This is a genomic window from Nocardia sp. NPDC052112 (assembly GCF_040680135.1).
GTDB lineage: Bacteria > Actinomycetota > Actinomycetes > Mycobacteriales > Mycobacteriaceae > Nocardia.
In genome coordinates this window covers 88,407-114,869 of record NZ_JBFAWD010000016.1, presented here as the reverse complement: position 1 = coordinate 114,869, position 26,463 = coordinate 88,407, and the positions used below count along the sequence as shown (strand labels likewise).

Here is a 26,463-nt window from a genome sequence, read left to right as displayed (position 1 = left end):
AGATCCGGCCCAATGTGAAGGATCAGATCGGCACCCGCGTCGAGCTGCGCCTCGGCGATCCGACGGATTCCGAAATGGGCAGGCGCACCGCGGTGCTGGTCGGCCGTCCCGGTCGTGGCCTCTTGCTGATCGACGATTACGACATGATACCCGCGGGCATCAATCCGCTGCGGCCACTGCTGGAATACCTGCCGCAGGCCCGGGATATCGGTCTGCACGTGGTCGTCACCCGCCGCACCGGCGGCGTCTCGAGCGCGCTCTACGACAATGTGCTCGGCGGTATGAAGAACCTCTCCGTCGACGCGCTGATCATGAGCGGCCCCAAGGACGAGGGCAAGTTGATCGGTGATGTTCGTCCGATGAAACTGCCGCGCGGCATCCCGGTGTCGCGCAACCGCGGTCAGGAGTTGGTGCAGGTCGCCTATCTGCCGCCGCTGTGAGCCTCCGGTACCGGCTGCGGAATATGGGTCAGCACCGACGTCAGCGCCTCGAAGGTCCAGCTGTCGGAGCGGCGTTGGAAGAGTGCACGGGACGGTCCCGAGGCGGCCGGGCCGGCGATCCTGGCCAGGTGGAAGCCTTCCCCGCGGTAGTAGTCGTGCAGATCGTAATTGGTGGTCCAGGCATCGAGCCGGACCCAATGGCGTTGTCGTTGGCGCGCAAGCGATGCGGCGTGGGCCAGTAGCCGGTGGCCGATGCGCTGACCGGCGAAGCAGAGGTCGACGATCATGAAATGGACGATCACCGCGTCGGCTAGTTCCCATGGCGACCACAGCCCGGGGTCCGAGCGGTCGTTGACGGTGATCGTCCCGGCCGGTTCCCCCGCCACCTCGGCAATCCAGGTTTCGCCCGCGTCCAGCGCTTCGCCGACCGCCTGCGCGAAGATCTCGATGGGCAGGCCGCGGCCCGCGACGGTCCACTGATCGGAGCCGCGCGCGGTGAGCCAGGCGGTGCGCTGGATCCGGAGCCGACATATGGTCCCTAGATCACTCAGGGTTGCCCGGCGGATGATATTCATGACTGCACCGTATTCATGGCGGAACATTCTTCATGGCGACGAGATACCCGGCCCGTAGGAAATGCCGAGCGTGTGTCGGATGATGTTGCTGCCCTTGTCGTCGCCGAGTTCATAGGCCAGCCGATTGCGAGTGGCGATCGACCGATGCCGGGTAGCCCTGGTGATGCGCTCGTGGTTGGCGCCGATGCGTAGGTGGTCCAGCAGAATGGTGCCGGTCGCGACGCCGAGCACGATCGCCTCCTCCGCGCTGGCCGGGCGGGCGACGAGCGTGTCGCGGTGCGCGGTCTCGGCGTGGCCGCGGTCGGCCAGTCGGCGTGTCGTGCCCTCGGGAATATCGTGCGGCGAGTCGATGCCGGTCGCCTCCGCCAGGTCCCGTGGATAGAAGCTGACCTCCCACGACCACGGTTCGTTGTCCAGGAATTGGACGACCGTCCTGGCCAGCACCCAGGAATCCTCCGGCACGCCCAGCCAATGCGCCACCTCCGGATTCGCCGGTTCCATCTTCGCGCTGAACTCCTTGGTCGGTTCGCGATGCGCGGCACGCGCGATCTCTTCGAAGATGTCGTGGGGCGATTGCGGACGATCCGGACGAATATGGTCGGTGACAACCGATTCCAGGACTTCTTGGTTTCGGACGATGGTGCCACGGGAAGTAGCTGTGTAGACCAGATTCTCGGTTACCAATACCTGAATGGCGTTGCGCGCGGTAGTGATCGAAACCTGCATTTGATCGGCCAGCTCGGTGTGGCTTGGCAACCGATCACCCGGATTCCACTTGCCTGCGCGGATCTCCTCGCGGAGGAGGTCTGCGATCCGGAGATACGTCGGACCGTCCGCCATCTTGCTCCTCGGTCAGTCGTGCAGGTAACGAAGTGTACTCTTCGTGACTCCCTACGGCCCGGTAACGCTTGACAGGTGCCTTCAGAGGTTTATTGTAATGAACGTCCTGATCCAGGTGTTGTGCGGCGATGACGGCGAGGCAACGTGGCAGGTTCGGATTCATCAACGGTTGTGATGGCTCTTCCAGGCACACCGCGGTGTGTCGATTCGACGGTGCAGTCCTTGGCTCCCGGGCTGCTTCCCACCTCGGATCTACTTGTTCGGGCGTGTCGCGGTCACCGTGTTGTCGGTGGTCCGCTGCTATGGTTCGCCCGTGACCTTGCGATTCTGCACGAGAGGCGCCTCGTGGGTCGGGGCGGATCGGTATCGACCGATCCGGCGACGATCCTCGAAATCGAGCGTCGCAGAATCGAATTGGTCATGGCGATCGACGACTGGGTGGCGCGTAGTGTGCCGCAGCACCGGCTCGGCGCAACTCTACACACCGAAACCGTCGGTTCGGTCATCGACCGGATCGCGGAGTCCTCGGTCCGTGCCCATCATGCGTTGATGACGCTGGACGCTCACAACGACCAGTTGCACTGCGCATGGCATCATCTGGCCGAATTGGCCGATGCCTACGATGATTTGGTGCGCGACGTGCTAGCGGGACGGCGGCGACTCCCGGAGTGGTGACGACCCGGGTTGACGAGCGGCCGTGGCAACCTCACCGGTTGGCCACGGCCCCTTGCCGATTCGGAAAGCGGTGCGCGTGGTCGGCTCACCGGCGTTTGGTGTTGGGTGAGAGGCACCAGCGCCCGTCCTCGGCCGCGCGGACCAAATCACCATAGGCATTCGACAATTCGGCCAGTCGCGTCCATGCCACGTGCATATGTTCGCCGGTCAGATCGCCGGTCAGCAGCAGGTGGAAGGCGCGGTCGGCGGTGGCCGCGATGCGATCGATGATGTCGCCGAGTTCGGCGTCGCGCCGATTGCCGGTGTGCAGCGTCAGGTGCTCGGTCGCCCAGGTATTGATATTGGCGACCAATTCCATTCGGAGACAGTCGATTACGGCGGCACGCTCGGGATGCTCGCGTCTCATGCGGTGCACGCGGACCAGATCGCGCGACCATCGGCAGACATGTCCGCGGACCTGTTTCCCGCTCAGTGCGCACAGTAGTTCGCTGGTGCTCGGTAGTACCGAGCCGGTATTCGCGCGCACCAGCGTCGGATGCCGACGGAACGTCGGGTTACTACAGTGCGCCGGCGCGTTCACAGCGGTGCGGTGAGCTCGAGATGAATACCGTCGGGATCGCTGAAGGACAGGATCGCGATGCCGAGTCCGTCCAGCGGCGTGACCTCGCCGTGTTCGATTCCGGCCGCGGCCAACCGGGCGGCGGTACGGGTCAGATCGTCGACTGAGGGCACGGTGAAGCTGAGATGGTCCAGGCCGACGCGTTCGGAATCGAATTTGTCGGTCGGTTCGGCCACCGGACGCAGTCCGAACAGCATTCCGTTCGTTTGGAATACGACGCCGCCATAGAACTGGGCCGGATCGGTGCGCACCTGCGGATCCTCGGGCCGTCCCGGCGACTCCACCGCGATCTCGAAACCGAGCACGTCGCGATAGAACTCCTTGGAGCGGTCGATATCGGTTACGGTCAGGCGAATGTGGTGGATACCGCTGGTTTCGACGATCGTCATGGGAACTCCGCAGGGCAGACCGGATAAGTAGTACGAACAGTAGGCCGCTTTATTCATGGTTCCGAGTGTCGGAAACGACACATTCAGTACTGTTTGCGACATGGATGTTGCGGTCTTCGTGCAGGACGGCGTCGCTGATCTCGGGCTCACCGCTGTACTGGAAACCTTCGCCACCGCCAACGGACTGCGCGATGAGCTGGAGACGGCGCCCGAGCCATGGCGGGTGCACATCGTCGCCGACGGTGCACAGGTGTGTACCGCGCACGGTTTCCACACGCAGACGACACCGATGACCGAACTGCCCGATGACGTCGGACTGATCGTCGTGCCCGCGACGCGCGTCCTGGATGCGGATGGGCTGATCGGCTTGGTCTCCGCACCCGCGAATCGGCCGGTGCTGCGAATGATGACGCGGGCCTACGAGTCCGGCGCACACCTCGCCGCGGCCTGCACCGGCACCTTTTACCTGGCCGAGGCGGGCGTGCTGGACGGCGTGGTGGCGACGACGAGTTGGTGGCTCGGCCCGGCCTTTCGGCGCCGATATCCGCGCATCGACCTGGACGAGAGCCGAATCCTGTGCCGGGCGGACCGGCTCACCACCGCGGCGGCGTCGCTGTCGCATATCGACCTCGCGCTAGCGTTGATCGCCACGCAGAGTCCGACCCTGGCGGAGTTGACCGGTCGATATCTGGTGGTCGGCGATCGCCGAACGCAGAGCGACTCCGCGATTCCCGAGGTGGTCGCCCGCAACGATTCCCTGGTCGCCGCATTCGAACGCTGGGTGCGCGACCATATCGCCGACCAGTTCCGCATCGCCGATGCTGCGCATCGGCTCGGCGTCACCGAACGCACCCTGCAGCGCGCCACCCAAGCCGAAATCGGAATGTCGCCAAGGGATTTCGTGCACGAGGTCCGGCTGGAGCGCGCCACCCAACTACTACGCACCACGACCTTGACCATCGAGGCGGTAGCGGTCAAGGTCGGCTACCTGAACGCGGGCACACTGCGCGGACTGTTCCGTCGCCGCCGCGGGCGATCCATCGCGGAGGTACGCGCGTCCCGATTGTCTTGGTAAGAGGCATGATTACGACGTCGGCGACCAGCACGGAGCGAGTCTTACGAGCGAACACGCCGCGCCGCAGGCGCGGCGAATCAAACACTATAGCGGCGGTGGTCGATTCCGAATTCGTCGGCGACGGTCGCGGCGAGTTCGACGTAAGCGCGTTTGGTGGTCTTGTGCAGGCGGTGCAGATCGATCTCGGCGCCCTCGGACAGGTGCGAGTCGTACGGGATGATGTGCACGGCGCGGCAGCGCGACAGGAAGTATTCGCGCAACTGCTGGATGCCGACATTCGGGGAGCCCTCACGCGGCAGATTGATCACCACGACCGCATTGCGGACCAGATGGTCGTGCCCGTGCAGGGACAACCAGTCGAGTGTCGCCGCGGCACTGCGCGCACCATCGATTGCGGCCGAGGAGATCAGTACCAGTGAATGCGCGAGGCCGAGCACGCCGCCCATGGCCGAATGCATCAGGCCGGTACCGCAATCGGTCAGGATGATGTTGTAGAACCGCTGCAGGATGCGGGCGACCGCGCGGTACTCCTCGTCGTTGAATGCCTCCGACGCCGCCGGATCCCGTTCGCTGGCAAGCACTTCCAATCGGCTGGTGCCCTGCGAGGTGTGCCTGCGCACATCCGAATAGCGCTGGATCGCGGAATCCAGCAGGAGATCACGCACGGTCGAGCGAGTCTGCAGTGGCACCCGCTGCGACAGCGTGCCGAAGTCCGGATTGGCGTCGACCGCGATCACCCGGTCACCGCGGATGGAGGCGAAGATCGAACCGAGACCCATTGTCGTGGTGGTTTTTCCGACACCACCCTTGAGCGAGAGCACCGCGATCCGGTAATCACCGCGCACCGGCTGGCGGATCCGTGCGACAAGTTCCTGCAGCCGCAATTCCTCCGCGGACAATCCGGGATTGATCGCGCCACCGGACACATGGTGCACGGCCTTGCGCCACCCACTGCTCGGCGACTTCTTCGCGCGCCGCAACGGCACGTCATCGAGTGAGGGATGCGGTCCGCGCGGATGCTGCGGCTGATACTGCCCCGGCTGATACTGGGCACCCTGCTGATACCCGGACGGCATCCCCTGCCCTGGCCCCTGCGGCCCAGCGGGCGGTTGACCGTACCCGGCCTGCGGATCATCAACGGGCGCTTGCTGTCCCATCGGCCCGTGCCCATGCTGCCATTGATCCGGCTGGTCACCCGTAGGCGACTGCTGCCCCGCGGGCCGCGCTGCCGGATTCTGCCACTGCTCACCTTCCGGCGCCCGCCCGACAAGCGGCTGGCCATATCCGGGCGCGCCTTGCCGTGGTGTGTGATCGCCGCCGGGCGCTCGGCCGGTAGGTCCGGGGCCGCCCTGCCATGGTGCCTGGTCGCCGGGTGCTTGCCCCACGGGGTCTGGCGCGCCGTGCGCTCGGTCGCTGGGAGCGTGGCCCGTTTGTCCGGATGCGTCTTGCTGGGGTGCCTGCATGCCACCGGGCATCTGCCCCGCAGACGCTGGGCCGCCCTGCCACATTGCCTGATCACCGGCAACTGCTTGCCCGGTGGACCCGGGTCGGCCCTGCCATGGTGCCTGGTCGCCGGGTGCTCGGCCGGTATGCGCGGCTCCGCCTTGCCATGGTGCGTAGTCGCCACCGGATGCTTGCCCGGGGCCGGGTCCGCTCTGCCATGAGGCCTGGTCGCCGCCGGGTGCACGCCCTATGGGTCCGCTCTGTGAAGTCTCCTGCTCACCCCTGGACGCGTGGCCCGTGGGTGCGGGTCCGCCTTGCCATGCTGCCGGGGCACCGGGTGCTTGGCCCGTAGGTGCGGAACCGCCTTGCCACGGTGCGTGATTGCCGCCGGGTGCGTGCCCGGCGGGCCCGGGTCCGCTCTGCCATGGTGCTTGCTCGCTGCCGGGTGTGTGTTCGATGGGTCCGCTCTGTGACGGTGCCTGGTCAGTGCCGGTCGCGTGTTCCGTGGGTGCGGGTCCGCCTTGCCACGGTGTCTGATCGCCGGGTGCTCGGCCCGTGGGTGCGGGTCCGTTTTGCCATGATGTCGGGTCGCCGGGGGTTTGGCTCGTGGGTGCGGGTCCGTTTTGCCATGATGTCGGGTCGCCGGGGGTTTGGCTCGTGGGTGCGGGGCCCCCTTGCCATGGTGCGTGTTCGCCGCCGGGTGCGTGCCCGGTGGGGTCGGGTCCGCTTTGCCGCGATGGGCCTGCCTGGTCGCCGACCGGTGCTTGCGCGGTGGACGGTTGTCCGTACCCGGGTCCGCTCGGCCACGGCGCGGCCGGATCGCTGCCGGGCGCTTGGCCGGTGGGTTGCGCATACCCGGTTTCGTTGTGCCACTGACCATTCGGTTGGTCGGTAACCGGGACCTGCGGTCCCGCTGCGGGCTGCGCGAACCCGGGCGTATTGCGGTCGCCGCTCTGCCCGTCGGCTACTGCCGATTGCTCCGCTCCGGTCGCGCTTGCTTGGTCGCCGGGAACCTGCGGTGCCGACTGCTCGCCGGTCGGAACTTGCCGATCGCCAGCAGTATCGATGGCCGGCCCGGCATCGGCGCCGGACTGATTCGCCTCTTGGGCCGGGGCGATCTGGGATGGCACCCGGTGCCGCCCGACGACCGGCATCGACACGCCCGTCGTTCCGGGCACCGGGTGCGCGGACCAACCTGGCGTCGCCAACCCATGCCCCCGTTGCGCCGCACCGGATCCCGGATGCCCCGCGGTCTCGGTCGGCTGCTGGGATTCGATCGTGTTTCCCTGCGATCCCGCGCCGGGACGTCCCAGCTCCTCGCTCGGTGCCTGGAACTCGGAACCCGGACCCGCCGGATTCGGTCCGGTGGCCCATCCGGGCGCAGCCGAACCGCTATCGCGTTGCGGCCGACCGGACTCCGGCTCGCCGATGCCGGTATGCCCTTGGAAATCCGCTGCCTGCGGCGCGAAGGGCGGTCGCTGGAAGTCGCCGCCGGGTGCGTGCGGTACCGACGGGGGGCGTTGGAAGTCGTTGCCCGGCGCCTGAGGTGCTGTCGCCGGGCCCGAGCCGGGTGCCTGTCGCGCGGCGGCCGGATTGTCATCGGCGGTTTGCGGTGAGCCGTACTGGCTGTAGTCGTGCGATGCACGTCCACTCGCGGACGATGTTGTGCCCGAGAACGATCCGCCTGCGGTGGGATCGGAATCCTCGGCGCGATCGCGTGGTGCGGGTCCGTACTCCGAGGAGGTGGTGCCAGGAGCCCGTGCGGAGCCGCTCGGCCGCGTGGTCGGATCGACCGTCGCGGAATCGAATATCGGCGTCGCACCGGGGGATTCCGCGCGATCACTCGTTCCGGCGCCTTCGGCGGAACCCACTGTGTCGTTTACGCCCTGATCGGTACCGAGAGCCCGCGCGGAATCGTCGCGATCCGTGCGGCTTACCGCACCCGGTTCATCCGTCGCCGGCTCGGCACCCGCCGCACCAGCGTCCGAAGGTACGCCGGAATCGGCCGCCGACGACGTATCGAATTCCCACGGTGGCGGCGGCAATTCAGGCCGCTGCCCGGTCCGCGCTGCCCCTTGCTCATCATCGGTCTGTGTCACCGTCGACCGCTGCGGCGTAAGCCAAGCCGGCGGACCTTCGTCGCCTTGCGAGCCCAATGCGCTCGCCTCGTCCAACTGCTCCGCCCGGCCGTCGCCGCCGCGCGAGCCGGCCCGCCTCGACTCATCGAGTTCCGGGCTGTCCGTACGCGAGCCCGGCTGCGGCTCGTCGGGTGGGGAAGACGGGCGGCCGGTTCCCTGTGCGGCATCCGGCGACGATTGGCCTTGTTCGGTCCGTGGCGTATCGAGCCATGCCGGCGGGGCGTCGAAGTCGCCGGTCGGTGGCTGTGGCGGTGCGGTCGGCGAGTGCGATTGCGCGGCGGCTTGGTTCGGCGCAGGCGGCAGGTCGGGGCGCGACGACTGGTAGCGCACCGTTTCCTCGACGGACGCGGGCGGCTCTGCGACTCCAGTCGGTTGGCCCACACCGGCATGGTTGGCCGGAGGTGTTCGGGTAGCGCCCTGCTGGTAGTTGGCAGCGGGCTGCTGAGGGTCGGAAGGGTGTGGCGACACCAGCGGTTGTGACGGTGGCGTCGGCGGCCTGCTACCGAGCGGATCGAAACCGGCGGAGGGCTGGCGCGGGTTGCGGGTCGGCAGCGCGTTGCCACTCTGCCAGCGGTTTTCCGGATGCGGCGAACCCTGCGCAGTTCCATCCGGACGCGCATGTGGATCGGAGTCGTACTGCGGCGGACCCTGTCGGTGTGGATCCCCCGGTTCGGGGCCGCCTTGGGGTTCGGGGCCGCGCTGGGGTTCGGGGCCGCGCTGGGGTTCGGGGCCGCGCTGGGGTTCGGGGCCGCGAAAGGCGTTCGGGCCCTGGAAACCACTCGGCCCGCTGTGCAATTCGAAACCGGGTCCGGACAATTCACGCCCCGCCGAACCGGGGCGGTGGCCCTGCTGCTCGGGCTGCTCGTCCTTGCCTTTGCGGCGGCCGAATCGGCGCTTGTCCCGGCGCGCGGCTTCGGGCCGCTCGGTCTCCAGCGCGCGCTTGGAACGTCCACGCCGCGAAGGCGCTTCATCGATGAGGTCGTCGTGTGGCAGGTTCTGTACGGGCGCTTCGTAGCCGCCGGTGACATCGCTCTCGGATAGCCATGGGGGCAGCATCGGCAGGCCGTCGTTATTACGGCTCACCGCTGCGCCTCGCTGACGCTCGGCTCCGCCGTGCCCGAGGGCGCTGTGCTGATGGTTCGCTCGCTGCGCTCCCTCACGCGTCCCCCTTGATCTGCTCGACCTCTATTCCTGGGCTGAAGTCAGTTTACGCGACGACTCCGCTTCATCACGGGTGGGGAGTAGGCCGAATAAGCCGTTTTCGAACCCCCCTCATCGCGGGATCTGTTGGGCCCCATGCATCTCTCGATTCGCGCGCCCTGAGGTGCCGCGCCGTGACCGCGATCACGCCACGCGACCGATTGCCGCGCGTCTGCTTCGCCGCCGGCGCCCGCCTCGATCCTGATCTCCGGCGGCCGCTATCTCCCGGCGTGGGGGGCTGCTATATCCCGGCGAGGGAACGTCTTTGCCGAAGTTGCGCATCAACCACCCGCCGGAGTGGCAAATGCGCTCGACCGCATCCCGTGTGACCTATTCGCGAGCCATCGCCGTACCCCCGCGCCGTAGCGGTGGATCGCGACGAAACCGCGAAGGCGATCAGACCGGCACAGGCTTCCGGTCTCGTCGAGTGCCTCTCCGCTGCGCGACCGATCACCACACCAACGCGGCTGCGCGCCATAGCCGTCACCGAGCACATTCGGGTTCGAACTCGAGCCCGGTCCCGGGTGATCTCGAGCCCGGTCCCGGGTGATATCGAATCCCGCCGATTCGCGCGGCGCCGAACCCGCACCGAGGCCGAGTTCGAATCTGCCGCCGGATGCCTCCTGCTGGTGCTCGTGCGTGAAGTATCGGCTCGGCGGTAAGGCGGGCGGCGAAGTCGAGGCGCGCGCCGGACCCGAGCAATCGTGCGCGTGGTCGAGCGCATCGCTGGCGGCTGCGGGTCCGCGCACCACCGCACGCGCACCGAATATCGTGCGTGGGGTCGAGCGCATCGCTGGCGGCTGCGGGGGCGCCACACGCGCACCGATTGCGGCACAGGAGGCGCTCGTGCCGCCTGTGACCAGGGCGAATTGGCCTGCCCGCAAATAAACCGGTAAGCTTGATCGGCGGTGCACCTACGCGCCGACTGTTTGCATGCCGCCGATCGGGTCGACCGATGGGTTACATGGAAGCAGATACAAGGCAATCAAACCAGGTTTGAGCGTAAACCGGGATCGCGGAGGACATGGCGAAGAAAGACGGGGCCATCGAGGTCGAGGGTCGAGTTGTCGAGCCGCTGCCCAATGCGATGTTCCGGATCGAGCTCGAGAACGGGCACAAGGTTCTCGCGCACATCAGCGGAAAGATGCGGCAGCACTACATTCGCATCCTTCCCGAGGACCGTGTGGTCGTCGAGCTCTCGCCCTACGACCTGTCGCGCGGCCGCATCGTTTACCGCTACAAGTGATCGCGTCCGCCGCTGCGCTCATCGGTGAGTCGTGCTCACGGAGAGCGTGAACCGGGTTCGCTCTGCTCGAGTTTTGTGGGGGTGCAACCCCCACACCCCGCCAGGCGGGTTCCGCTCACGGACCCCCGGACGGGAACCGCCGCCCAGCTGGGCGGCACAATAGACTTCCCCAGCCGTCGGCTGGGGAAAAACTGTGTTCACACTCGTGTGAACCGAACAAGATTGGACGGACGTGAAGGTTCAGCCGAGCGTCAAGAAGATCTGCGAGAAGTGCAAGGTGATCCGCCGTCACGGTCGGGTCATGGTGATCTGCGAGAACCTGCGCCACAAGCAGCGTCAGGGCTGAGTTCGCGGCACCAGCCGGGCACCGATCACTGATCGGCTTGGCCAACTGAAGAAGACCTCCCAGCGCCAGCGGGCACACACTGTGCCCGCCCACCCCCGGACCGGAGGCCGGGGCCCCACCAAGACGAGGGGACGGACAGGGAGCAGACCTCCGCAACGATTAAGGAACCTGCCACATGGCACGTCTCATGGGCGTTGATCTGCCGCGCGAAAAGCGCATGGAGATCGCGTTGACCTACATCTACGGCATCGGCCGTACCCGCGCCAAGGAGATCCTCGAGGCGACGGGCGTCAGCCCGGACCTGCGGTCGAAGGACCTCAGCGACGAGCAGGTCACGCAGCTGCGTGACTACATCGAGGGTTCGGCCCTCAAGGTCGAGGGTGACCTGCGCCGCGAGGTGCAGGCCGACATTCGGCGCAAGATCGAGATCGGCTGCTACCAGGGTCTGCGCCACCGTCGTGGCCTGCCCGTGCGTGGCCAGCGCACCAAGACCAACGCGCGCACCCGCAAGGGCCCGAAGCGCACCGTCGCAGGCAAGAAGAAGTAGGGGATAAAGGATGCCTCCGAAGAGTCGGGCCTCCGGCCCCAAGAAGACCCAGAAGTCGCGCCGCCGGGAAAAGAAGAACGTCCCGCACGGCCACGCGCACATCAAGAGCACGTTCAACAACACGATCGTGTCGATCACCGACCCGTCCGGCAACGTCATCTCGTGGGCGTCCTCGGGCCACGTCGGCTTCAAGGGTTCGCGCAAGTCGACCCCGTTCGCCGCCCAGCTCGCCGCCGAGAACGCGGCCCGCAAGGCGCAGGAGAACGGCGTCAAGAAGGTCGACGTATTCGTCAAGGGCCCTGGTTCGGGCCGCGAGACCGCGATCCGTTCGCTGCAGGCCGCGGGCCTGGAAGTCGGCACGATCTCCGATGTCACCCCGCAGCCGCACAACGGCTGCCGTCCGCCCAAGCGGCGTCGCGTCTAGCGGGAAAGGAATAACGAAAAATGGCTCGTTACACAGGCCCTATCACCCGCAAGTCGCGTCGTCTGCGGGTCGACCTCGTCGGAGGCGACCAGGCGTTCGAGCGTCGTCCGTACCCGCCGGGCCAGCACGGCCGCGCGCGGATCAAGGAGAGCGAGTACCTGCTCCAGCTGCAGGAGAAGCAGAAGGCGCGCTTCTCCTACGGCGTCATGGAGAAGCAGTTCCGCCGGTACTACGAAGAGGCCAACCGCCTCAAGGGCAAGACCGGTGACAACCTGCTCCGTCTGCTCGAGACCCGCCTCGACAACGTCGTGTACCGCGCCGGTCTGGCGCGCACCCGTCGGCAGGCTCGCCAGCTGGTCAGCCACGGTCACTTCCTGGTGAACAACCGGGCCGTGAACGTCCCCAGCTTCCAGGTGACCCAGTACGACATCATCGATGTCAAGGAGAAGTCGCTCGGCACGCTGCCGTTCCAGGTCGCGCGCGAGACCATCGGCGACCGCCCGGTTCCGGGCTGGCTGCAGGTGATCCCGGGTCGGCTGCGGATCCTGGTGCACCAGCTCCCCGAGCGCGCCCAGATCGATGTGCCGCTGCAGGAACAGCTGATCGTCGAGTACTACTCGAAGTAAACAGCTTTCGCTGCTGGTGCGTGATCACGTCGATCGACGCGATCACGCACAACCCCCAAGACGTGGGCGTCAAATAGTGGGCGCCCCTACAGGAGGATGATCCTAATGCTGATTTCACAGCGTCCGACGCTGACCGAAGAGGTCGTCGCCGAGAACCGCTCGAAGTTCACCATCGAACCGCTCGAGCCGGGCTTCGGTTACACCCTCGGCAACTCGCTGCGGCGTACCCTGCTGTCCTCGATTCCGGGGGCCGCGGTCACCAGCATCCGCATCGACGGCGTCCTGCACGAGTTCACCACCGTTCCCGGTGTGAAGGAGGATGTCACCGACATCATCCTGAACCTCAAGGGTCTGGTCGTGTCCTCGGAGGAGGACGAGCCGGTCACGATGTACGTGCGCAAGCAGGGCCCCGGCACCGTCACCGCCGGTGACATCGTGCCGCCTGCCGGTGTTGTCGTGCACAACCCGGATATGCACATCGCCACCCTGAACGACAAGGGCAAGCTGGAGATCGAGCTCGTCGTCGAGCGCGGTCGCGGTTACGTCCCGGCGGTGCAGAACAAGGCGTCCGGCGCGGAAATCGGCCGGATCCCGGTGGATTCGATCTACTCGCCGGTGCTCAAGGTGACCTACAAGGTGGAGGCCACCCGTGTCGAGCAGCGCACCGACTTCGACCGTCTGATCCTGGACGTGGAGACCAAGAACTCCATCACCGCCCGGGACGCGCTCGCCTCCGCGGGCAAGACCCTGGTCGAGCTCTTCGGCCTGGCCCGTGAGCTCAACGTCGAAGCCGAAGGCATCGAAATCGGCCCCTCGCCGGCCGAGGCGGATCACATCGCCTCGTTCGGTCTGCCGATCGAGGATCTGGACCTCACCGTCCGGTCCTACAACTGCCTCAAGCGCGAGGGCGTGCACACGGTCGGCGAGCTCGTCGCCCGCACCGAATCGGATCTGCTGGACATCCGCAACTTCGGCCAGAAGTCCATCGACGAGGTCAAGGTCAAGCTGCATGCGCTCGGCCTCTCGCTGAAGGACAGCCCGGCCTCGTTCGATCCTTCGTCCGTGGTGGGTTACGACGCGAGCACCGGAACGTGGAGCGACAGCGGCACGTTCAGTGACACCGATGGCGGCGAGCAGGACTACGCCGAGACCGAACAGCTCTAGGTCGGCGGGGTAGGCGCCCCGGTCCCGGCCTCTTCTAAGGAGAACAAACAATGCCCAAGCCCAAGAAGGGTGCCCGCTTCGGCGGGTCGGCGTCACACCAGAAGGCGATCTTCGCCAATCTGGCTACGGCGCTCTTCGAGCACGGTCGGATCACGACCACCGAGGCCAAGGCCAAGGCGCTGCGCCCCTACGCCGAAAAGCTGGTCACCAAGGCGAAGGCCGGCACCCTGGCCGACCGTCGCGAGGTGCTCAAGGTCATCCGCAACAAGGATGTCGTCCACGAGCTCTTCGCCTCGATCGGTCCGTCGTTCGAGGGCCGCGAGGGTGGCTACACCCGCATCACCAAGACGCTGCCCCGCAAGGGTGACAACGCGCCGATGGCGGTCATCGAGCTGGTCCGGGAGAAGACCGTGACCAATGAGGCCGACCGTGCCCGTCGCGTTGCCGCGTCCAAGCAGGCCGAGGCGCCCGTCGCCGAGACCGTGGTCGAGGAGAAGGCCGAAGAGGCCGTCGCCGAGACCGTCGAGGCCGAGGCTCCCGCTGCCGACGAGGCCGCCGAGGACAAGAAGGACGCCTGACGCTCGCGTTGGAGTTGACGAACGAGCCCGCCGCCCCCTGTGGGTCGGCGGGCTCGTTCGTATCCGACCGAGATCGCCGCGCGGACATCGGGTTTCGCCTGCTGAGCGGGTCCGATCGGAGCGCTGCCGTCGTTTGTATCGACTAGGAGATCGCCTGTGACCGAGGAGGATTCGGTGGATTCGACGGCGTCGGGTGAGTCCGCACCGGTGGATTCGCCTGGAGTCGTGCGGGGTCCCGGAGTGGTGCAGGGCTCGGAAGTCGGGCAAGCTCCCGGAGTCGTGCAGGCCCCAGAGGTCGTGGAGGCCCCAGAGGTCGTGGAGGCCGCCCCTGGGGTCGTACAGGCGGCCGATGACCGGCTGGAGCCCGATACCGACGCGGTTCGAGTGCGGCTCGATATCAGTTACGACGGTACGGATTTCATTGGCTGGGCACGTCAACCCGGTCTGCGCACGGTGCAGGGCGTGCTCGAAGAGTCGCTGAGCAAGGTGTTCCGGGAGCCGATCCAATTGACCGTCGCGGGCCGCACCGATGCGGGTGTGCATGCTGAGGGGCAGGTTGCGCATTTCGATACCGGCTCCGAACCGGATGCGGACAAACTCATCCATCGCATGGCGCGGTTCCTCCCGAAAGACGTGCGGATCAAGGATATTCGCGTCGTCCCGCCGGAATTCGATGCGCGCTTCTCGGCGATTCGCCGCCACTATGTCTACCGGCTGACCACCGCGCCCTATGGGGCCGAGCCGCTCCAGGCCCGCAGCGTTGTCGCCTGTCGTCACGACGTCGATCTCGAAGCCATGCGCGAGGCATCGCGAAAGTTATTGGGCCTGCACAACTTCGCCGCATTCTGCCGCCGCCGCGATGGTGCGACCACCGTCCGTGAACTCCAGCGCTTCGATTGGGAGCGCGACGGTGATCTGCTCACCGCCTTTGTCAGCGCAGATGCGTTCTGTTGGTCTATGGTGCGCAGCCTCGTCGGCGCGATACTCGCCGTCGGGGAGGGGCGCCGGACGCCGGATTGGGTCGGCGGCTTGTTGGCGGAAACCGAACGATCCAGCTCCGTCACCGTGGCCCCCGCCCACGGACTCAGCCTCGTCGCCGTCGACTATCCCGCCGACGCAGATCTGGCTGTCCGCAACGTGCAGACGCGTGAAATGCGTACGGTCCCAACTGTTGATGACGGCTGCTGCGGCAGCTGAGGTGAAGACGGCGCTCCCGCACCGCGATTCGGCGGGCGCGGTGCGGTGCGGGAGCATGACCAGCTATTTGCTGGACGAACCCGCCTCGATCGTCCGCGGCTGACTGGAACCGGAGATTTCGATGCGGCGCGGCTTGGCCTTTTCGGCGATCGGAAGCGTCACCGAGAGCACGCCGTTGTTGTAGGTTGCGCTGATCTTGTCGGCATCGACATTGTCGCCGAGGCTGAGCTGGCGCATATAGGTGCCGGCGAAGCGTTCGGACGCAATCCATTGGACGCCTTCGTCGCTCGGCAGGCTGCGCTGTGCGCGCAGGGTGAGGGTGCCGTTGTCGACGCTGACATCCACCGAGCCGGGGTCAACGCCGGGCAGGTCGGCGTTGAGTACGTAATGATCGCCTGCCTTGAACAGATCCATCGGCATGAATCGTGGCACGCGAGACGACCCGACAGATTCGCCGAGCAGTTGGCGGGCGACGGTGTCGATGTCATGGAATGGATCGAACCGGAGCACAGCAATCACCTCCATTTCACTAGCGGCGGCGCCTGCCACGGCGACAGGCGCCGGAAGCTGTGCACCATCCAAGCTAGCACTCAGAGATGGAGAGTGCTAACCCGTTTGTCCGGGTTTCGAACCCGATTCCGAGATCGGAATAGGAACGGTGCCAGCGAGGTTGGCTCGAAGTATGGCGAACGGAGATCTCGGGCGGTTCGGTGTATGGCGCTATTACGGGGGGTTCACCCCGCAGGATGCGCAGGAATTGGAAGGGCTCGGCTACGGCGCCCTGTGGCTGGGCGGGTCCCCGCCCGCCGAATTGCCCGTCATCGAGTCGCTGCTGGAGGCAACCGAGTCGATCACCGTCGCCACCAGCATCGTGAACATCTGGACGGCACCCGCGAAGCAGGTCGCGGAGTCGTTCCACCGCATCGATGCACGTTTTCCCGGCCGGTTCCTGCTCGGCCTCGGCGCGGGCCATCCCGAACACCAGGGCGAGTATCGCAAGCCCTACGACGCGCTGGTCGAATACTTCGACGAATTGGATGCCGCGGGCGTACCCGAGCAGCGCCGCGCTCTCGCCGCGCTCGGTCCGCGCGTACTTCGGCTGGCGGCGGAACGGTCTGCGGGCGCGCTGCCCTACAACGTCACCCCGGAACACACCGCCCGCGCTCGTGCGCTGCTCGGCGACGGTGTGCTGCTGGCCACCGAACACAAGGTGGTCCTCGACGACGACCCGGTCCGGGCCCGCATCACCGCCCGCCCGCGCGTCGAGTTCTACCTCGACCTGCAGAACTACGTCACCAACCTCCGCCGTCTCGGCTTCACCGACGACGACCTCGCCAAACCCGGTAGCGACCGCCTCATCGACGCTCTGGTAGCCCACGGCGACGCGGATTCCGTCGTCGATCGCCTCGAGGCCCATCGGGCCGCGGGTGCCGATCACGTCGTCATCCAAGTCCTCGCCGACGAAGCCGCCACCCTGCGCACCCTCGCACCGCTGCTCGCGAAATAGTCCTGCATCGGCGATCGGCCCGGATGGCGGCCGATCGCCCTGAGCCGTCGAAGCCGGGCGAACAGGTGGATCCGAGCAGGCGCCGCCGCCGCGCTCAGGCGTCGTCGGATCAGTACGGGATGAATATCGTTCCCCCGATTCGTTCGGGAGGCTCCGGGAGACAACCGACGGCAATCGTCCTAAGGCAGCGTTAGAAAGGGCGTCCTCCGCTTCCATCGGTGCTGTGACTACGCACACACTGGTCTCCGACCGACGCAAGGCCGCGTCGAAGAAGGAGATCTTGTGACTACGACACAGCCTGCCGGCGAGCGCCGGGTGGTCGCGAATGTATTGCGTGGTTCCATCGGCAATCTCGTCGAATGGTATGACTGGTATGTCTATGCCGCATTCAGCGTGTATTTCGCGAAGTCGTTCTTCCCGAAGGGGGATTCGACCGCGCAATTGCTTTCCACCGCAGCGGTTTTCGCGGTCGGCTTCCTCATGCGGCCGCTCGGTGGCTGGGCGCTGGGCCGCTACGCCGACAGGTTCGGACGCCGCTCGGCGCTCACCCTGTCGGTGACGGTGATGGCGGCGGGTTCGCTGCTGATCGCGGCCACACCCGGATACCAGACGATCGGAATCGCCGCGCCGGTACTGCTTTTGCTGGCCCGGTTGTTGCAAGGGCTTTCGGTGGGTGGCGAATACGCAACCAGCGCAACGTATTTGTCCGAGGTGGCCTCGACGGGTAAGCGCGGATTCTATTCGAGTTTCCAGTACGTCACGCTGGTCGCGGGCCAGTTGGTGGCCCTCGGTGTGCAGATCATCCTGCAACAGTTCTTGAACAATGCACAGATGAACAACTGGGGCTGGCGCATTCCGTTCGTGATCGGTGCGGCGGCCGCGTTGATCGTGATGTGGCTGCGGCGCAGCATGGACGAATCGGAGCACTTCGAGGCCGAGGTCGAGGCCGAGCGCGCGCCGGCGGCGAGCAGTGCGGGTGCGAAACAGCCCGCCCGCGGTTCGCTGCGAATGCTGCTGCAATACCCGCGGGAATGTCTGCTGGTGATCGGGCTGACACTAGGCGGCACCGTCGCGTTCTACACCTACACGACGTACATGCAGAAGTTCATGATCAATACCTCCGGCATCTCCAAGTCGACGGTCTCGTGGATCAACTTCATCGCGTTGCTGGTCTTCGTGGTGCTGCAGCCGCTGGCCGGTGCGCTGTCCGACCGCGTCGGACGCCGCAAGCTGCTGATCTTCTTCGGCGTGGCGGGCACCCTGCTCACCGTGCCGATCATGACCGTGCTCGCGCACACCAAGAATCCGATCGCCGCCTGGGCGCTGATGATGGGCGCGCTGATCATCATCACCGGTTACACCTCGATCAATGCCATCGTGAAGGCCGAGCTGTTCCCGACCAAGATCCGTGCGCTCGGCGTCGGCCTGCCGTACGCGCTGACCGTCGCGATCTTCGGCGGTACCGCCGAAACCATCGCGCTGTCGCTGAAGCAGGCAAACCATGAATCGCTGTACTTCTGGTACGTCGCCGGATGCATCGGAATCTCGCTGCTGACCTACTGGTTCATGCGGGAGACCTCGAGCGGATCCGCCATCGACGCCGACACCGCTGCCTCGGACGATGTCACGCTGACCAAGGCGGATACCTCGGGCGCCGAGCCGGACCGTGACCTCGCGGCAGTGCGACCCTGACGGCCCGACCGCATACGCCGCTCCGACCCTGTGGGAGGATCGGCGGGTGCGGCTGGCGGTGGTCGAGGACGATGACGGGGTAGGCGACGCGCTGGTAGAGGCGCTCAACGCCCGCGGCTATCAGGCCGAGCGCAAGCGGCGCGGCGCCGATCTGCTCACCGCGCACCGCGGTTACGACGCGGTCATCCTGGATCTCGGACTGCCCGATGGGGACGGTCTGCAGGTGCTGCGCCAGCTGCGCGAGGTGAGCGCCGTGCCGGTATTGATCCTGACCGCGCGCAGCGACGAACGCTCGATCGTGCGCGGATTGCGCGGCGGCGCCGACGACTATCTGGTGAAGCCGCCGCGGATCGCGGAACTGATGGCCCGGTTGGAGAATGTGGTGCGGCGCGCGGCCGCCGGATCGCAGCCGGAGCGGGCCGAGGTGGTCACCGGGGATGTGCGGGTCGATCTGGCGGCTCGGGTCGTCGAGGTGGCCGGGCGGCCGATCGCGTTGACCCAGAAGGAATTCGAATTGGTCGAGGCACTGGTGGAGCGGCCCGGTGCCGCGGTCAGCCGTCAGCAGCTGATGGATCGGATCTGGGGTGACGCATTCGTCGCGGTATCGCGCTCACTGGATGTCCATATGACCGGACTCCGCGCGAAATTGGACCGACCTGGGCTGATCACGACGATTCGCGGCTACGGTTACCGCTGGGGCCAGTGATCCTGCTGGCCCGGATCTGACAGGAGCGGAGCCCGGCATGCGCAGACGACTACTCGTCGCGCTGACGGTATTCGCGGCGATCGCGGTTTTCGCCTTCGCGGTACCGCTCTCACTGACCATCGCGACCAGCCGCACCCAGGAGTTCGTGGCCGACCGCTCCGGCGATGCCGACCGGTTCGCCAGCCTCGCCGATGCCGCGGTGGCCGAGGGCGACAGCCGGGCACTGGCCGACGAGGCCGGGCGCTACCACGATCTCTACGGGGAAAACGTCCTTGTGGTCGATGCCCGCGGTGCGCGAACGGTGAATGCGGGCATGGACGCGTCCGCGGACCCGGTCGAGGCCGCCGTTGCCGCGGCTCGCCGCAACCAGCGGCCGCAGCCGGTCTATCGGCTGACCCCGTGGAGTGGGCCGACGGTGCTGATCGCCCGGCCGGTCGGCACCGGCGTGCAGGTCAACGGCGCGGTGGTGATCGAGGCATCCACTGCCCGCGCCCGGCGCGATATCGCCCGTGGGTGGGCGGTGATCGCGGTCGGCGCGGTGCTGGCAATGGTGGTGTTCACCATGCTGGCGCTGAGCCTGGCGCGCTGGGTGCTGCGCCCACTGGCGGCGCTGTCGCAGGCGGTCGCCGAATTGACCGCGACCCTGCCGAAGCCGCGCGCCCAGGCCGCCGCACACGTCTCGATCGCCCGCCACCACGGCGGGCCGCCGGAGATGCGGGCGGTCGCGGAATCCTTCGATGCCATGGCGTTTGCCGTGGCCGATTCGGCGGATGCGCAACGTCAGCTCGTCGCGGATACTGCGCATGCCATGCGAAATCCGCTTGCCGCCTTGACGATTCGTCTCGACTCCCTGGAGTCCGCCATTCCGGACACGGCCGCGGCCACCTTCCGTGGCGCTGGCGCGGAGGTCGACCGGCTGACCGCGCTGCTCGATGGCCTCTTGAGTTTGGCGGTGGCCGAGACGCCAGCCGCCTTCGAGGCCGCGCGCACTCCGTCCGACAACGAAAACCATTGCGACGCAGTACAGGTGGTCGCGGATCGGGTCGACGCCTGGTACTCCGCCTACGAGAACGCCGGGCAGGAATTGCGGGCGGCACCGCAGGTGACCACGGCCGACACCGCTGTCTCCGCCGATGTGCTCGCCCAGATTCTCGATGTGCCGCTGAGCAATTCGTGCAGCTACGCCGGACCCGGCACCCAGACCGTCATTGTGGTGGATGCCGAACCGGACTGGGTGACGGTGACCGTCCGTGACAATGGCCCCGGTGTGGAGCCCACAGAGATAGACAAGCTGACCACCCGGTTCTTCCGCGGTTCCGGCGCGTCTTCCGGCGGTTCCGGCCTCGGCCTCCCGATCGCGGCGGCATTGGCCCAAGCCCGCGGTGGCACCTTGTCGGTACACCCCGTGCAGCCGCACGGTCTTGCGATCCAGGTTCGGCTGCCGCGGGCGGTGCAATCGTGATGCGGCGGCGCAAGTTCCTGGCGCTCACCGTCTTCGGTGTGGCCGCCGGTGCGGTCGGATGTGGTTCGGACCCGGAGTTGGTGCGGCTGGCCTCGGGCGAGGTCGGTGGCTTCTATCACGCATTCGCCGAACTGCTCGCGGCGGTGGCCCGAGAGGAGGGGACGGTCCGGATCGATCCGGTGACAACAACCGGATCGCAGGAAAATCTGGCGATGTTGGCCAACGGCCAGGTGGATGCCGCGTTGGCGCTGGCGGATTCGGTGCAGAGTGAACGGGCCCCGCTGGTGGCGCTCGGTCGCGTGTACGAGAACTATCTGCAGTTGGCCGTTCGGTCGGAGGCGCCGATTCAGCAGGTCACCGATTTGCGCGGGACGCGAGTCAACCTGGGAGCCGCGGGATCCGGCGCGGCGGTGACCGGTGAGCGGTTGCTCTGGGCGGCGGGGGTGAATCCCGTTTCCGATGTGAATATTTCGCATCGACCGCTGCGCGATGCGGTGGCCGGTGTGGAATCCGGTGAGTTGGACGCGCTGCTGTGGGCCGGTGGCGTACCGACCGACGCACTCGATGTGCCGCAGCGGTTGCGCCTGGTGGAACTCGGTGAATTGGCCGCGCCGATGCGCGAACGCTTCGGACATCTCTACGATCTGGTGGAGATTCCCGCCGATGCCTATGACAGCGGTCGTTCGGTCCGCACCGTCGGTGTCGCGAATCTGCTGCTCGCCGCCCCGACCATGTCCAATGCCGCGGCTGGGGCGATCGTCGATCTGCTGGTTTCCCGCGCGGACCGGCTGGTGCCTGCCGAGGCCGCTGGCACCCAGTTCCTCGACACCCGTTCGCTCATCGGAACCGATTCCGTCCCGTTGCATCCGGGTGCGGCGGCGGTGTACCGACGGCGACACGGTTGAGCGTCAGGAACGCACCAGGCGAGCGATGGCGTCGGTGGCTTCCTTGATCTTGGCATCGGCCTCGGGACCACCGGCGACCGCCGCGTCCACCACACAGTGGCTGATGTGGTCCTCCAGCAGCCCCATCGCAACGGCCTGCAGTGCCTTGGTCATCGCGGAGACCTGGGTCAGGATATCGATGCAGTACTTCTCTTCCTCGACCATGCGCTGCAGGCCGCGGGCCTGGCCCTCGATCCGGCGCAGCCGCTTGAGGTAGTCGTCCTTGGCGGTGATGTAGCCGTGGCCGGAATGGTCGTGGATGGTGCCCGCCGAGTCACTGCCCGGCACGGGAGCGGTGTCATTGTGCGACGGGGTGGGTGTCACCGACTGTCTCCTCGCTGTTCGCCAGCCGGGTTCGCACCGGCCCATGTTAATACCCCCCTAGGGTACAGTGTCGCGCGGGGGTTGTCAGGTAACCGCGTTCTGCGCCGCATCGGCCACCGGCGTGCGGGCCCGGTGTTCGGCGCCGCTGCGGGCCAGCGCGATGCCGCCGACCACCAGCGCGCCGCCGACCCGCGCCGCGCCCGCGACCCCGCGGACATGCGCCACCACCGTGCCGATGGTGACCAGCAATGCCAGCGATAGCCAGACCGGCAGGTGATGCTCGGCGAGGGCGGTGTCGGCCGCACCGAACGGCACCGGTAGCAGGCCGGTCAGGCCGAGTGTCCAGGCCGTCGCGGCCGCCACGGACAGGCCGAACCGAGCACCCACCGTCAACCACACCCCGGCGGGCGTACGCGACGAACCCACCGACACCGCCATCACCCGGCCGGCTCAGGTCATGATGAAGGTCCAGTCGGCCGGATATGGACCCGTCTGGTCGGGCCGCGGGGACGAGCGAGAGAATCGGTGCATGAGTCTGGATGTTCGGCCCGCGCTCGCCGTGATCGGCGGTAGTGGCTTCTACGATTTCTTCGACAACGAGGCGACCACCGTCGAGGTCGAGACGCCCTACGGCAAGCCGAGCGCGCCGATCGCGGTCGGCGAGGTGGAGGGCCGCGCGGTGGCCTTCCTGCCCCGGCACGGCAAACAGCACGAATTCGCGCCGCATACGCTGCCCTACCGGGCCAATATGTGGGCGCTGCGTTCGATCGGGGTGCGGCGGATCTTCGCGCCGTGCGCGGTCGGCAGCCTGCGCGCGGACTGGGGTCCAGGGACCGTGGCGGTGCCGGATCAGCTGGTCGACCGGACCTCGGGGCGTCCGCAGACCTTCTTCGACGGCGGTGGCGTGCACGTCTCCTTCGCCGATCCGTACTGCGACGAACTGCGCTCCGCGGCAACGAAATCCGCGACGGATGCGCTGCCGATGAAATCGACGGGCACCATGGTCGTGGTGCAGGGCCCACGCTTCTCCACTCGGGCCGAGAGCCGCTGGTTCGCCGCACAGGGCTGGGAACTGGTGAATATGACCGGACATCCCGAGGCGGTGCTCGCCCGCGAGCTCGAAATGTGCTACGCCGCAGTCGCTTTGGTGACCGATCTGGATGCCGGTCTGGAGGAGGGCGACGGTGTGCACGCGGTCGATGTCTTCGCCGAATTCAAGAAGAACCTCGGGCCGTTCAAGGAACTGATCCGGCGCTCGGTTTCGGCGGTCACCGGAACCGATACCTGCGACCGGTGCCGGGTCCATGCGGGAGTGTCGCTGCCGTTCGAACTTCCGTGAGTTCGTGCGGCTAGTGGCCGGTAGGTGAGTCGGATCGGATACGGAGCCGGGGTGCGGATGCGATGAGAGTGCTTGTCACCGGGGCGGCCGGTTTCATCGGCGCGCGGTTGGGCCGGGCGTTGGCCGCGGCCGGGCACGAGGTGGTCGGGATCGATCTGCTCGGGCCGGATGTGGCAGTGCCGGATGAGGTTTCGCGGGTGGACGTGCGCGATGCGGATGCGCTCGAACCGTTGCTGCGTGGCATCGATACGGTTTGTCATCTCGCCGCCGTTACCTCCGGGCCCGACTCTGCGGTATTCGCCGCGCACAATGATCTCGGGACGGCGGTGCTGCTCGATGTGATGGGGCGGGCGAAGGTGCGTCATCTGGTGCTCGCCTCGTCCATTGTGGTGTACGGCGAGGGCCGCTATCGCGGAATGAACAGCGGGCCGTTCTATCCCGGATTGCGGCGGCGAGCCGATCTGGATCGCGGCATGTTCGACCACATGGCGCCGCGCACCGGGGAGTTGCTCACCTGGGAGCCGATTCCCGAGGACGCACCGCTGCGTCCGCGCGGCTGCTACGGTGCCAGCAAGATGGCGCAGGAAAACTATGCGCTCGCTTGGGGTTTGGCCACCGGCGCGGCGGTCACGGCATTGCGCTACCACAACGGCTACGGCGCGGGTGCGCGCGGCGGGTTCATCGGAAACTTCCTCACCGCACTGGATCAGGGCCGCCCGCCGTTGGTCGGCGAGGACGGCGGGCAGGTTCGGGATGTGGTGCACGTCGACGACATCGTGGCCGCCACCGTGGCCGCTGTCGACCACCGCCCACCCGGCTTCCTCCCCCTGAATATCGCCTCCGGACACCCCGTCACCATGTGGGAAGTCGCCTCGATCATGGCCAAGGCGCGCGGCGGCCCGGCCCCGGTGGTAACCGGCCGTTACCACCTCGCCGACGCCCGGCACCTCGCCGCCGACCCCGAACGAGCCAGGCGCACACTGGGGTTCACCGCCCAGATCCTGCCTACGCAAGGCCTGGCCGAACTCGCCGCCCCCGCGACGGAAACCACCACACCCCGCCCCGAATCCGCTGCGTCGGTCGCCAGGCCACCCGGGCTCCGCCCCGACACTCCGGTGTCGAACGTCAATGTGTCCCGGCCGGAGCCGCTGACATCAGCGGCCGAGGGCGTCGCCCCGAATGCGCAAACGCCCATGTCCCAACGCGAGCCGATGAAACCGGAGGCCGGGGCAGGCTCGCCGATGTGAGGGCACGGTGGCCCGGCTCAGGTGCGAGATAGCCATTACCTTGTGTTTCGCGCACACCCCATCGTTCGAGGCGCATTGTCGAGCCCGCGCCGTTCGGGTACGCGTTATTCGATGCGGACCGTGTTCAGTTGGGCAGCCGGGTGGCGCGATCGGTCACGCCTTCGGGGGCACGAACGCTTCGGCGTGTTCGTGTGCCCACTGGTCGAAGGTGCGCGGTTCTCGCCCGGTCACCTCCTGCACCGTGGGGTAGACCTGGGATTCGTCCAGAGTGCCGTCGACGAAGAAGCTCCAGAATGCGTCGACGTAGTGCTGTGGCATGGATGCCTCGAGTTCGGCCCGCGTCTCCGCATTCGTCAAGCCCTGGCAGACCAGCGGCCGGTTGAGCACTCCGGCGAGCACCGCGACCTGATCTGCGGGCACGAGCGCGCGCGGGCCGGTCAGCTCGAGGATCCGGCCGGCCAATCCACTGTCGGTCAGGGCGACCGCCGCGACGGCCGCGATATCGGCGGGATCGATGGCGGCGACGGGAACGTCGGGGAACTGGGCGCGGATCACGTCCCCCTGCTCGAGTTGGGGCAACCAGCGCAGCGCGTTCGACATGAAGGAGCGCGGGCGCAGAAAGGTCCATGCCAGACCGGATTCGCGCACGTCGCGCTCGGCCTGTGTCATATACGCGGAGACCGCGTTGTTCATATCCGCCAGCGCCGCCGACCCACCCGAAAGCAACGCAATGTGCGCTACGCCCGCCTTTTTGGCGCGCGCGAGCAGTTCGGGGGCATCGGCGTAGCCCGGCAGCAGGAACATCGCGGTGACTCCGTCCAGGGCTTCGCTCAGGCTCTCCGGTCGATTCAGATCACCCGTCACCGCCTCGACACCGGCGGGCAGCTGCGCTCGCGCGGGATCGCGGACCAAGGCGCGCACTGCAGCGCCGGAGTTGCTCAGTGCCGCAACCAGTTCCGTGCCGATGTTGCCGGTCGCTCCGGTCACCAGGATCATGCCGTCTCCTCCTACAGTCGCACCGGGGTTCGAGCGCCGAAGCCCCGTCCAATCATGCGGATCACGGCGCCGGGCGTCGAGGCGATTGCGCGAATGAATTCGACATCATCGCACCGCCTCGGCCGTACCGTCGGCATCCGGAGTTAGGCTCGCCCAGTGGATACTCCGCTACGGCTAGAGGTCATCGTGGCCAGCACGCGCCCGGAGCGATTCGCTCCGGTGGTCGCCGACTGGTTCCTGCGCACGGTCCGGGCGACCCCCGAATTCGATACCGGCGTCATCGATCTCATCACCACCGCACTGCCGACGGACCTGACCGTCACCGCCGAGGTCGAGGCCTTTCGCCGGCGCCTGGCCGCCGCCGACGCCTTTGTCGCCATTACCTCCGAGTACAACCACGGCTACCCGGCGTCCCTGAAAACCGCCTTCGACAACGCGAAACACGAATGGCGTGCCAAACCCATCGGCTTCGTCTCCTACGGTGGCCTCTCCGGCGGTCTGCGCGCCGTGGAACAGCTCCGCCAGGTGGTCGCCGAAATCCACATGGTCTCCATCCGCGAAACCGTCAGCTTCCACCAGGCCAGAAAGCGGTTCGACGAATCAGGTAACACCCAGGACGGTGCCGCCATAGACGCCGGCGATCGCCTGATCCGCCAATTGGCTTGGTGGGCAAGAACTCTCCGCGCCGCCCGCGCCACCGACCCCTACCCGGGCTGACCAACCG

28 protein-coding genes and 1 pseudogene are annotated in these 26,463 nt (G+C 67.1%); 20 read left to right on the top strand and 9 right to left on the bottom strand.

What is annotated here, in order from left to right:
- The first annotated feature begins 14 nt into the window (after positions 1-14).
- A complete protein-coding gene (locus tag AB0L58_RS28095) occupies positions 15-440 on the top strand; it encodes a hypothetical protein (RefSeq protein WP_364390923.1) in 426 nt (141 codons plus the stop codon).
- On the opposite strand, the gene AB0L58_RS28090 is transcribed toward AB0L58_RS28095, so the two are convergent.
- Together AB0L58_RS28090 and AB0L58_RS28085 are read right to left on the bottom strand one after the other, a co-directional pair.
- Entirely contained in the window at positions 422-1,015 is a 594-nt protein-coding gene (locus AB0L58_RS28090; RefSeq protein WP_364390921.1) for a GNAT family N-acetyltransferase, read from the bottom strand. The genes AB0L58_RS28095 and AB0L58_RS28090 overlap by 19 nt on opposite strands.
- A 30-nt stretch (positions 1,016-1,045) precedes the next feature.
- On the bottom strand, positions 1,046-1,855 hold the full coding sequence (locus AB0L58_RS28085; protein ID WP_364390919.1) for a GntR family transcriptional regulator: 810 nt from the start codon (positions 1,853-1,855) through the stop codon (positions 1,046-1,048).
- A 345-nt stretch (positions 1,856-2,200) separates the two neighbouring features.
- Between AB0L58_RS28085 and AB0L58_RS28080 the strand changes: the two genes are divergently transcribed.
- Positions 2,201-2,530 carry a DUF4254 domain-containing protein gene (locus AB0L58_RS28080; RefSeq protein WP_364390917.1) on the top strand — a complete coding sequence of 110 codons (330 nt, stop codon included), beginning with the start codon at positions 2,201-2,203 and terminating at the stop codon, positions 2,528-2,530.
- Between the two features lie 85 nt (positions 2,531-2,615).
- On the opposite strand, the gene AB0L58_RS28075 is transcribed toward AB0L58_RS28080, so the two are convergent.
- Positions 2,616-2,888 carry a hypothetical protein gene (locus AB0L58_RS28075; RefSeq protein WP_364390915.1) on the bottom strand — a complete coding sequence of 91 codons (273 nt, stop codon included), beginning with the start codon at positions 2,886-2,888 and terminating at the stop codon, positions 2,616-2,618.
- Positions 2,889-3,106: 218 nt separating this feature from the next.
- On the bottom strand, positions 3,107-3,538 hold the full coding sequence (locus AB0L58_RS28070) for a VOC family protein (protein ID WP_364390913.1): 432 nt from the start codon (positions 3,536-3,538) through the stop codon (positions 3,107-3,109).
- A gap of 100 nt (positions 3,539-3,638) precedes the next feature.
- On the opposite strand from AB0L58_RS28070, the gene AB0L58_RS28065 reads away from it, so the two are divergent.
- A complete protein-coding gene (locus AB0L58_RS28065; protein ID WP_364390910.1) occupies positions 3,639-4,613 on the top strand; it encodes a helix-turn-helix domain-containing protein in 975 nt (324 codons plus the stop codon).
- Positions 4,614-4,690: 77 nt separating this feature from the next.
- Here the strand turns inward: AB0L58_RS28065 and AB0L58_RS28060 are convergent, their stop codons facing one another.
- Positions 4,691-9,277: an AAA family ATPase gene (locus tag AB0L58_RS28060; RefSeq protein WP_364390908.1), complete on the bottom strand. Its 4,587-nt coding sequence runs from the start codon at positions 9,275-9,277 to the stop codon at positions 4,691-4,693.
- Between the two features lie 756 nt (positions 9,278-10,033).
- Between AB0L58_RS28060 and AB0L58_RS28055 the strand changes: the two genes are divergently transcribed.
- The 9 genes from AB0L58_RS28055 to truA all read left to right on the top strand — a co-directional run bounded on the left by AB0L58_RS28055 (position 10,034) and on the right by truA (position 15,522).
- The gene (locus AB0L58_RS28055; RefSeq protein ID WP_364390906.1) at positions 10,034-10,282 is read left to right on the top strand and encodes a hypothetical protein; all 249 of its coding nucleotides are present in this window, start codon (positions 10,034-10,036) and stop codon (positions 10,280-10,282) included.
- Between the two features lie 136 nt (positions 10,283-10,418).
- Positions 10,419-10,640 carry a translation initiation factor IF-1 gene (gene infA, locus AB0L58_RS28050; RefSeq protein WP_003418601.1) on the top strand — a complete coding sequence of 74 codons (222 nt, stop codon included), beginning with the start codon at positions 10,419-10,421 and terminating at the stop codon, positions 10,638-10,640.
- Positions 10,641-10,872: 232 nt separating this feature from the next.
- Positions 10,873-10,986 carry a 50S ribosomal protein L36 gene (gene rpmJ, locus AB0L58_RS28045; protein ID WP_040686659.1) on the top strand — a complete coding sequence of 38 codons (114 nt, stop codon included), beginning with the start codon at positions 10,873-10,875 and terminating at the stop codon, positions 10,984-10,986.
- A gap of 175 nt (positions 10,987-11,161) precedes the next feature.
- On the top strand, positions 11,162-11,533 hold the full coding sequence (gene rpsM / locus AB0L58_RS28040; protein ID WP_364390903.1) for a 30S ribosomal protein S13: 372 nt from the start codon (positions 11,162-11,164) through the stop codon (positions 11,531-11,533).
- A gap of 10 nt (positions 11,534-11,543) precedes the next feature.
- On the top strand, positions 11,544-11,957 hold the full coding sequence (gene rpsK, locus AB0L58_RS28035) for a 30S ribosomal protein S11 (RefSeq protein WP_014349147.1): 414 nt from the start codon (positions 11,544-11,546) through the stop codon (positions 11,955-11,957).
- A gap of 20 nt (positions 11,958-11,977) precedes the next feature.
- Positions 11,978-12,583 carry a 30S ribosomal protein S4 gene (rpsD, locus tag AB0L58_RS28030; protein WP_364390901.1) on the top strand — a complete coding sequence of 202 codons (606 nt, stop codon included), beginning with the start codon at positions 11,978-11,980 and terminating at the stop codon, positions 12,581-12,583.
- Positions 12,584-12,688: 105 nt separating this feature from the next.
- Entirely contained in the window at positions 12,689-13,747 is a 1,059-nt protein-coding gene (locus tag AB0L58_RS28025) for a DNA-directed RNA polymerase subunit alpha (protein WP_040686662.1), read from the top strand.
- 50 nt (positions 13,748-13,797) lie between these two features.
- Positions 13,798-14,325 carry a 50S ribosomal protein L17 gene (gene rplQ, locus AB0L58_RS28020; protein WP_364390898.1) on the top strand — a complete coding sequence of 176 codons (528 nt, stop codon included), beginning with the start codon at positions 13,798-13,800 and terminating at the stop codon, positions 14,323-14,325.
- 384 nt (positions 14,326-14,709) lie between these two features.
- The gene (gene truA, locus AB0L58_RS28015) at positions 14,710-15,522 is read left to right on the top strand and encodes a tRNA pseudouridine(38-40) synthase TruA (protein WP_364391102.1); all 813 of its coding nucleotides are present in this window, start codon (positions 14,710-14,712) and stop codon (positions 15,520-15,522) included.
- A 63-nt stretch (positions 15,523-15,585) separates the two neighbouring features.
- Here truA and AB0L58_RS28010 read toward each other — a convergent pair whose 3' ends face one another.
- On the bottom strand, positions 15,586-16,032 hold the full coding sequence (locus AB0L58_RS28010) for an Hsp20/alpha crystallin family protein (protein WP_364391099.1): 447 nt from the start codon (positions 16,030-16,032) through the stop codon (positions 15,586-15,588).
- A 172-nt stretch (positions 16,033-16,204) separates the two neighbouring features.
- Between AB0L58_RS28010 and AB0L58_RS28005 the strand changes: the two genes are divergently transcribed.
- The 5 genes from AB0L58_RS28005 (at position 16,205) to AB0L58_RS27985 (ending at position 21,794) form a co-directional block, all read left to right on the top strand.
- Positions 16,205-17,029, top strand: coding sequence for an LLM class F420-dependent oxidoreductase (locus AB0L58_RS28005; RefSeq protein WP_364390895.1), 825 nt, complete (start codon positions 16,205-16,207; stop codon positions 17,027-17,029).
- A 282-nt stretch (positions 17,030-17,311) separates the two neighbouring features.
- Positions 17,312-18,721 (top strand): MFS transporter, encoded by a 1,410-nt coding sequence (locus AB0L58_RS28000; RefSeq protein ID WP_364390893.1) that lies wholly within the window; start codon positions 17,312-17,314, stop codon positions 18,719-18,721.
- A 46-nt stretch (positions 18,722-18,767) separates the two neighbouring features.
- Positions 18,768-19,427, top strand: a complete 660-nt coding sequence (locus tag AB0L58_RS27995; RefSeq protein WP_364391096.1) for a response regulator transcription factor — start codon at positions 18,768-18,770, stop codon at positions 19,425-19,427.
- A 37-nt stretch (positions 19,428-19,464) separates the two neighbouring features.
- Positions 19,465-20,889: a HAMP domain-containing sensor histidine kinase gene (locus AB0L58_RS27990; RefSeq protein ID WP_364390891.1), complete on the top strand. Its 1,425-nt coding sequence runs from the start codon at positions 19,465-19,467 to the stop codon at positions 20,887-20,889.
- On the top strand, positions 20,889-21,794 hold the full coding sequence (locus AB0L58_RS27985) for a TAXI family TRAP transporter solute-binding subunit (protein ID WP_364390889.1): 906 nt from the start codon (positions 20,889-20,891) through the stop codon (positions 21,792-21,794). Before AB0L58_RS27990 ends, AB0L58_RS27985 begins: the two co-directional genes overlap by 1 nt.
- Before the next feature lie 3 nt (positions 21,795-21,797).
- Here AB0L58_RS27985 and AB0L58_RS27980 read toward each other — a convergent pair whose 3' ends face one another.
- Together AB0L58_RS27980 and AB0L58_RS27975 are read right to left on the bottom strand one after the other, a co-directional pair.
- Entirely contained in the window at positions 21,798-22,202 is a 405-nt protein-coding gene (locus AB0L58_RS27980) for a metal-sensitive transcriptional regulator (RefSeq protein ID WP_364390886.1), read from the bottom strand.
- Positions 22,203-22,241: 39 nt separating this feature from the next.
- Positions 22,242-22,583: a hypothetical protein gene (locus AB0L58_RS27975; RefSeq protein ID WP_364390884.1), complete on the bottom strand. Its 342-nt coding sequence runs from the start codon at positions 22,581-22,583 to the stop codon at positions 22,242-22,244.
- Between the two features lie 103 nt (positions 22,584-22,686).
- On the opposite strand from AB0L58_RS27975, the gene AB0L58_RS27970 reads away from it, so the two are divergent.
- Both AB0L58_RS27970 and AB0L58_RS27965 read left to right on the top strand, forming a co-directional pair.
- Complete coding sequence (locus AB0L58_RS27970; protein ID WP_364390882.1) at positions 22,687-23,496, top strand: S-methyl-5'-thioadenosine phosphorylase; 810 nt, start codon at positions 22,687-22,689, stop codon at positions 23,494-23,496.
- Between the two features lie 62 nt (positions 23,497-23,558).
- Positions 23,559-24,533: pseudogene (locus tag AB0L58_RS27965) on the top strand (NAD-dependent epimerase/dehydratase family protein); the annotation flags it as partial.
- Between the two features lie 363 nt (positions 24,534-24,896).
- On the opposite strand, the gene AB0L58_RS27960 reads toward AB0L58_RS27965, so the two are convergent.
- Entirely contained in the window at positions 24,897-25,739 is an 843-nt protein-coding gene (locus tag AB0L58_RS27960) for an NAD(P)H-binding protein (RefSeq protein WP_364390880.1), read from the bottom strand.
- A 156-nt stretch (positions 25,740-25,895) separates the two neighbouring features.
- Here AB0L58_RS27960 and AB0L58_RS27955 point away from each other — a divergent pair, with 156 nt between their 5' ends.
- Complete coding sequence (locus tag AB0L58_RS27955) at positions 25,896-26,456, top strand: NAD(P)H-dependent oxidoreductase (RefSeq protein ID WP_364390877.1); 561 nt, start codon at positions 25,896-25,898, stop codon at positions 26,454-26,456.
- Positions 26,457-26,463 lie beyond the last annotated feature (7 nt).

Excerpts from the sequence above, each read along its gene's own strand:
- AB0L58_RS28075 (WP_364390915.1), bottom strand. The coding sequence starts at position 2,888 with ATGGAATTGGTCGCCAATATCAATACCTGGGCGACCGAGCACCTGACG.
- AB0L58_RS27980 (WP_364390886.1), bottom strand. The coding sequence starts at position 22,202 with ATGGGCCGGTGCGAACCCGGCTGGCGAACAGCGAGGAGACAGTCGGTG.
- AB0L58_RS28005 (WP_364390895.1), top strand. The coding sequence starts at position 16,205 with ATGGCGAACGGAGATCTCGGGCGGTTCGGTGTATGGCGCTATTACGGG.
- AB0L58_RS28070 (WP_364390913.1), bottom strand. The coding sequence starts at position 3,538 with ATGACGATCGTCGAAACCAGCGGTATCCACCACATTCGCCTGACCGTA.
- AB0L58_RS28065 (WP_364390910.1), top strand. The coding sequence starts at position 3,639 with ATGGATGTTGCGGTCTTCGTGCAGGACGGCGTCGCTGATCTCGGGCTC.
- AB0L58_RS28085 (WP_364390919.1), bottom strand. The coding sequence starts at position 1,855 with ATGGCGGACGGTCCGACGTATCTCCGGATCGCAGACCTCCTCCGCGAG.
- AB0L58_RS27990 (WP_364390891.1), top strand. The coding sequence starts at position 19,465 with ATGCGCAGACGACTACTCGTCGCGCTGACGGTATTCGCGGCGATCGCG.
- infA (WP_003418601.1), top strand. The coding sequence starts at position 10,419 with ATGGCGAAGAAAGACGGGGCCATCGAGGTCGAGGGTCGAGTTGTCGAG.
- AB0L58_RS28090 (WP_364390921.1), bottom strand. The coding sequence starts at position 1,015 with ATGAATATCATCCGCCGGGCAACCCTGAGTGATCTAGGGACCATATGT.
- AB0L58_RS27970 (WP_364390882.1), top strand. The coding sequence starts at position 22,687 with ATGAGTCTGGATGTTCGGCCCGCGCTCGCCGTGATCGGCGGTAGTGGC.
- AB0L58_RS27985 (WP_364390889.1), top strand. The coding sequence starts at position 20,889 with ATGCGGCGGCGCAAGTTCCTGGCGCTCACCGTCTTCGGTGTGGCCGCC.
- rplQ (WP_364390898.1), top strand. The coding sequence starts at position 13,798 with ATGCCCAAGCCCAAGAAGGGTGCCCGCTTCGGCGGGTCGGCGTCACAC.
- AB0L58_RS27960 (WP_364390880.1), bottom strand. The coding sequence starts at position 25,739 with ATGATCCTGGTGACCGGAGCGACCGGCAACATCGGCACGGAACTGGTT.
- rpsD (WP_364390901.1), top strand. The coding sequence starts at position 11,978 with ATGGCTCGTTACACAGGCCCTATCACCCGCAAGTCGCGTCGTCTGCGG.
- AB0L58_RS28025 (WP_040686662.1), top strand. The coding sequence starts at position 12,689 with ATGCTGATTTCACAGCGTCCGACGCTGACCGAAGAGGTCGTCGCCGAG.
- rpsM (WP_364390903.1), top strand. The coding sequence starts at position 11,162 with ATGGCACGTCTCATGGGCGTTGATCTGCCGCGCGAAAAGCGCATGGAG.
- rpsK (WP_014349147.1), top strand. The coding sequence starts at position 11,544 with ATGCCTCCGAAGAGTCGGGCCTCCGGCCCCAAGAAGACCCAGAAGTCG.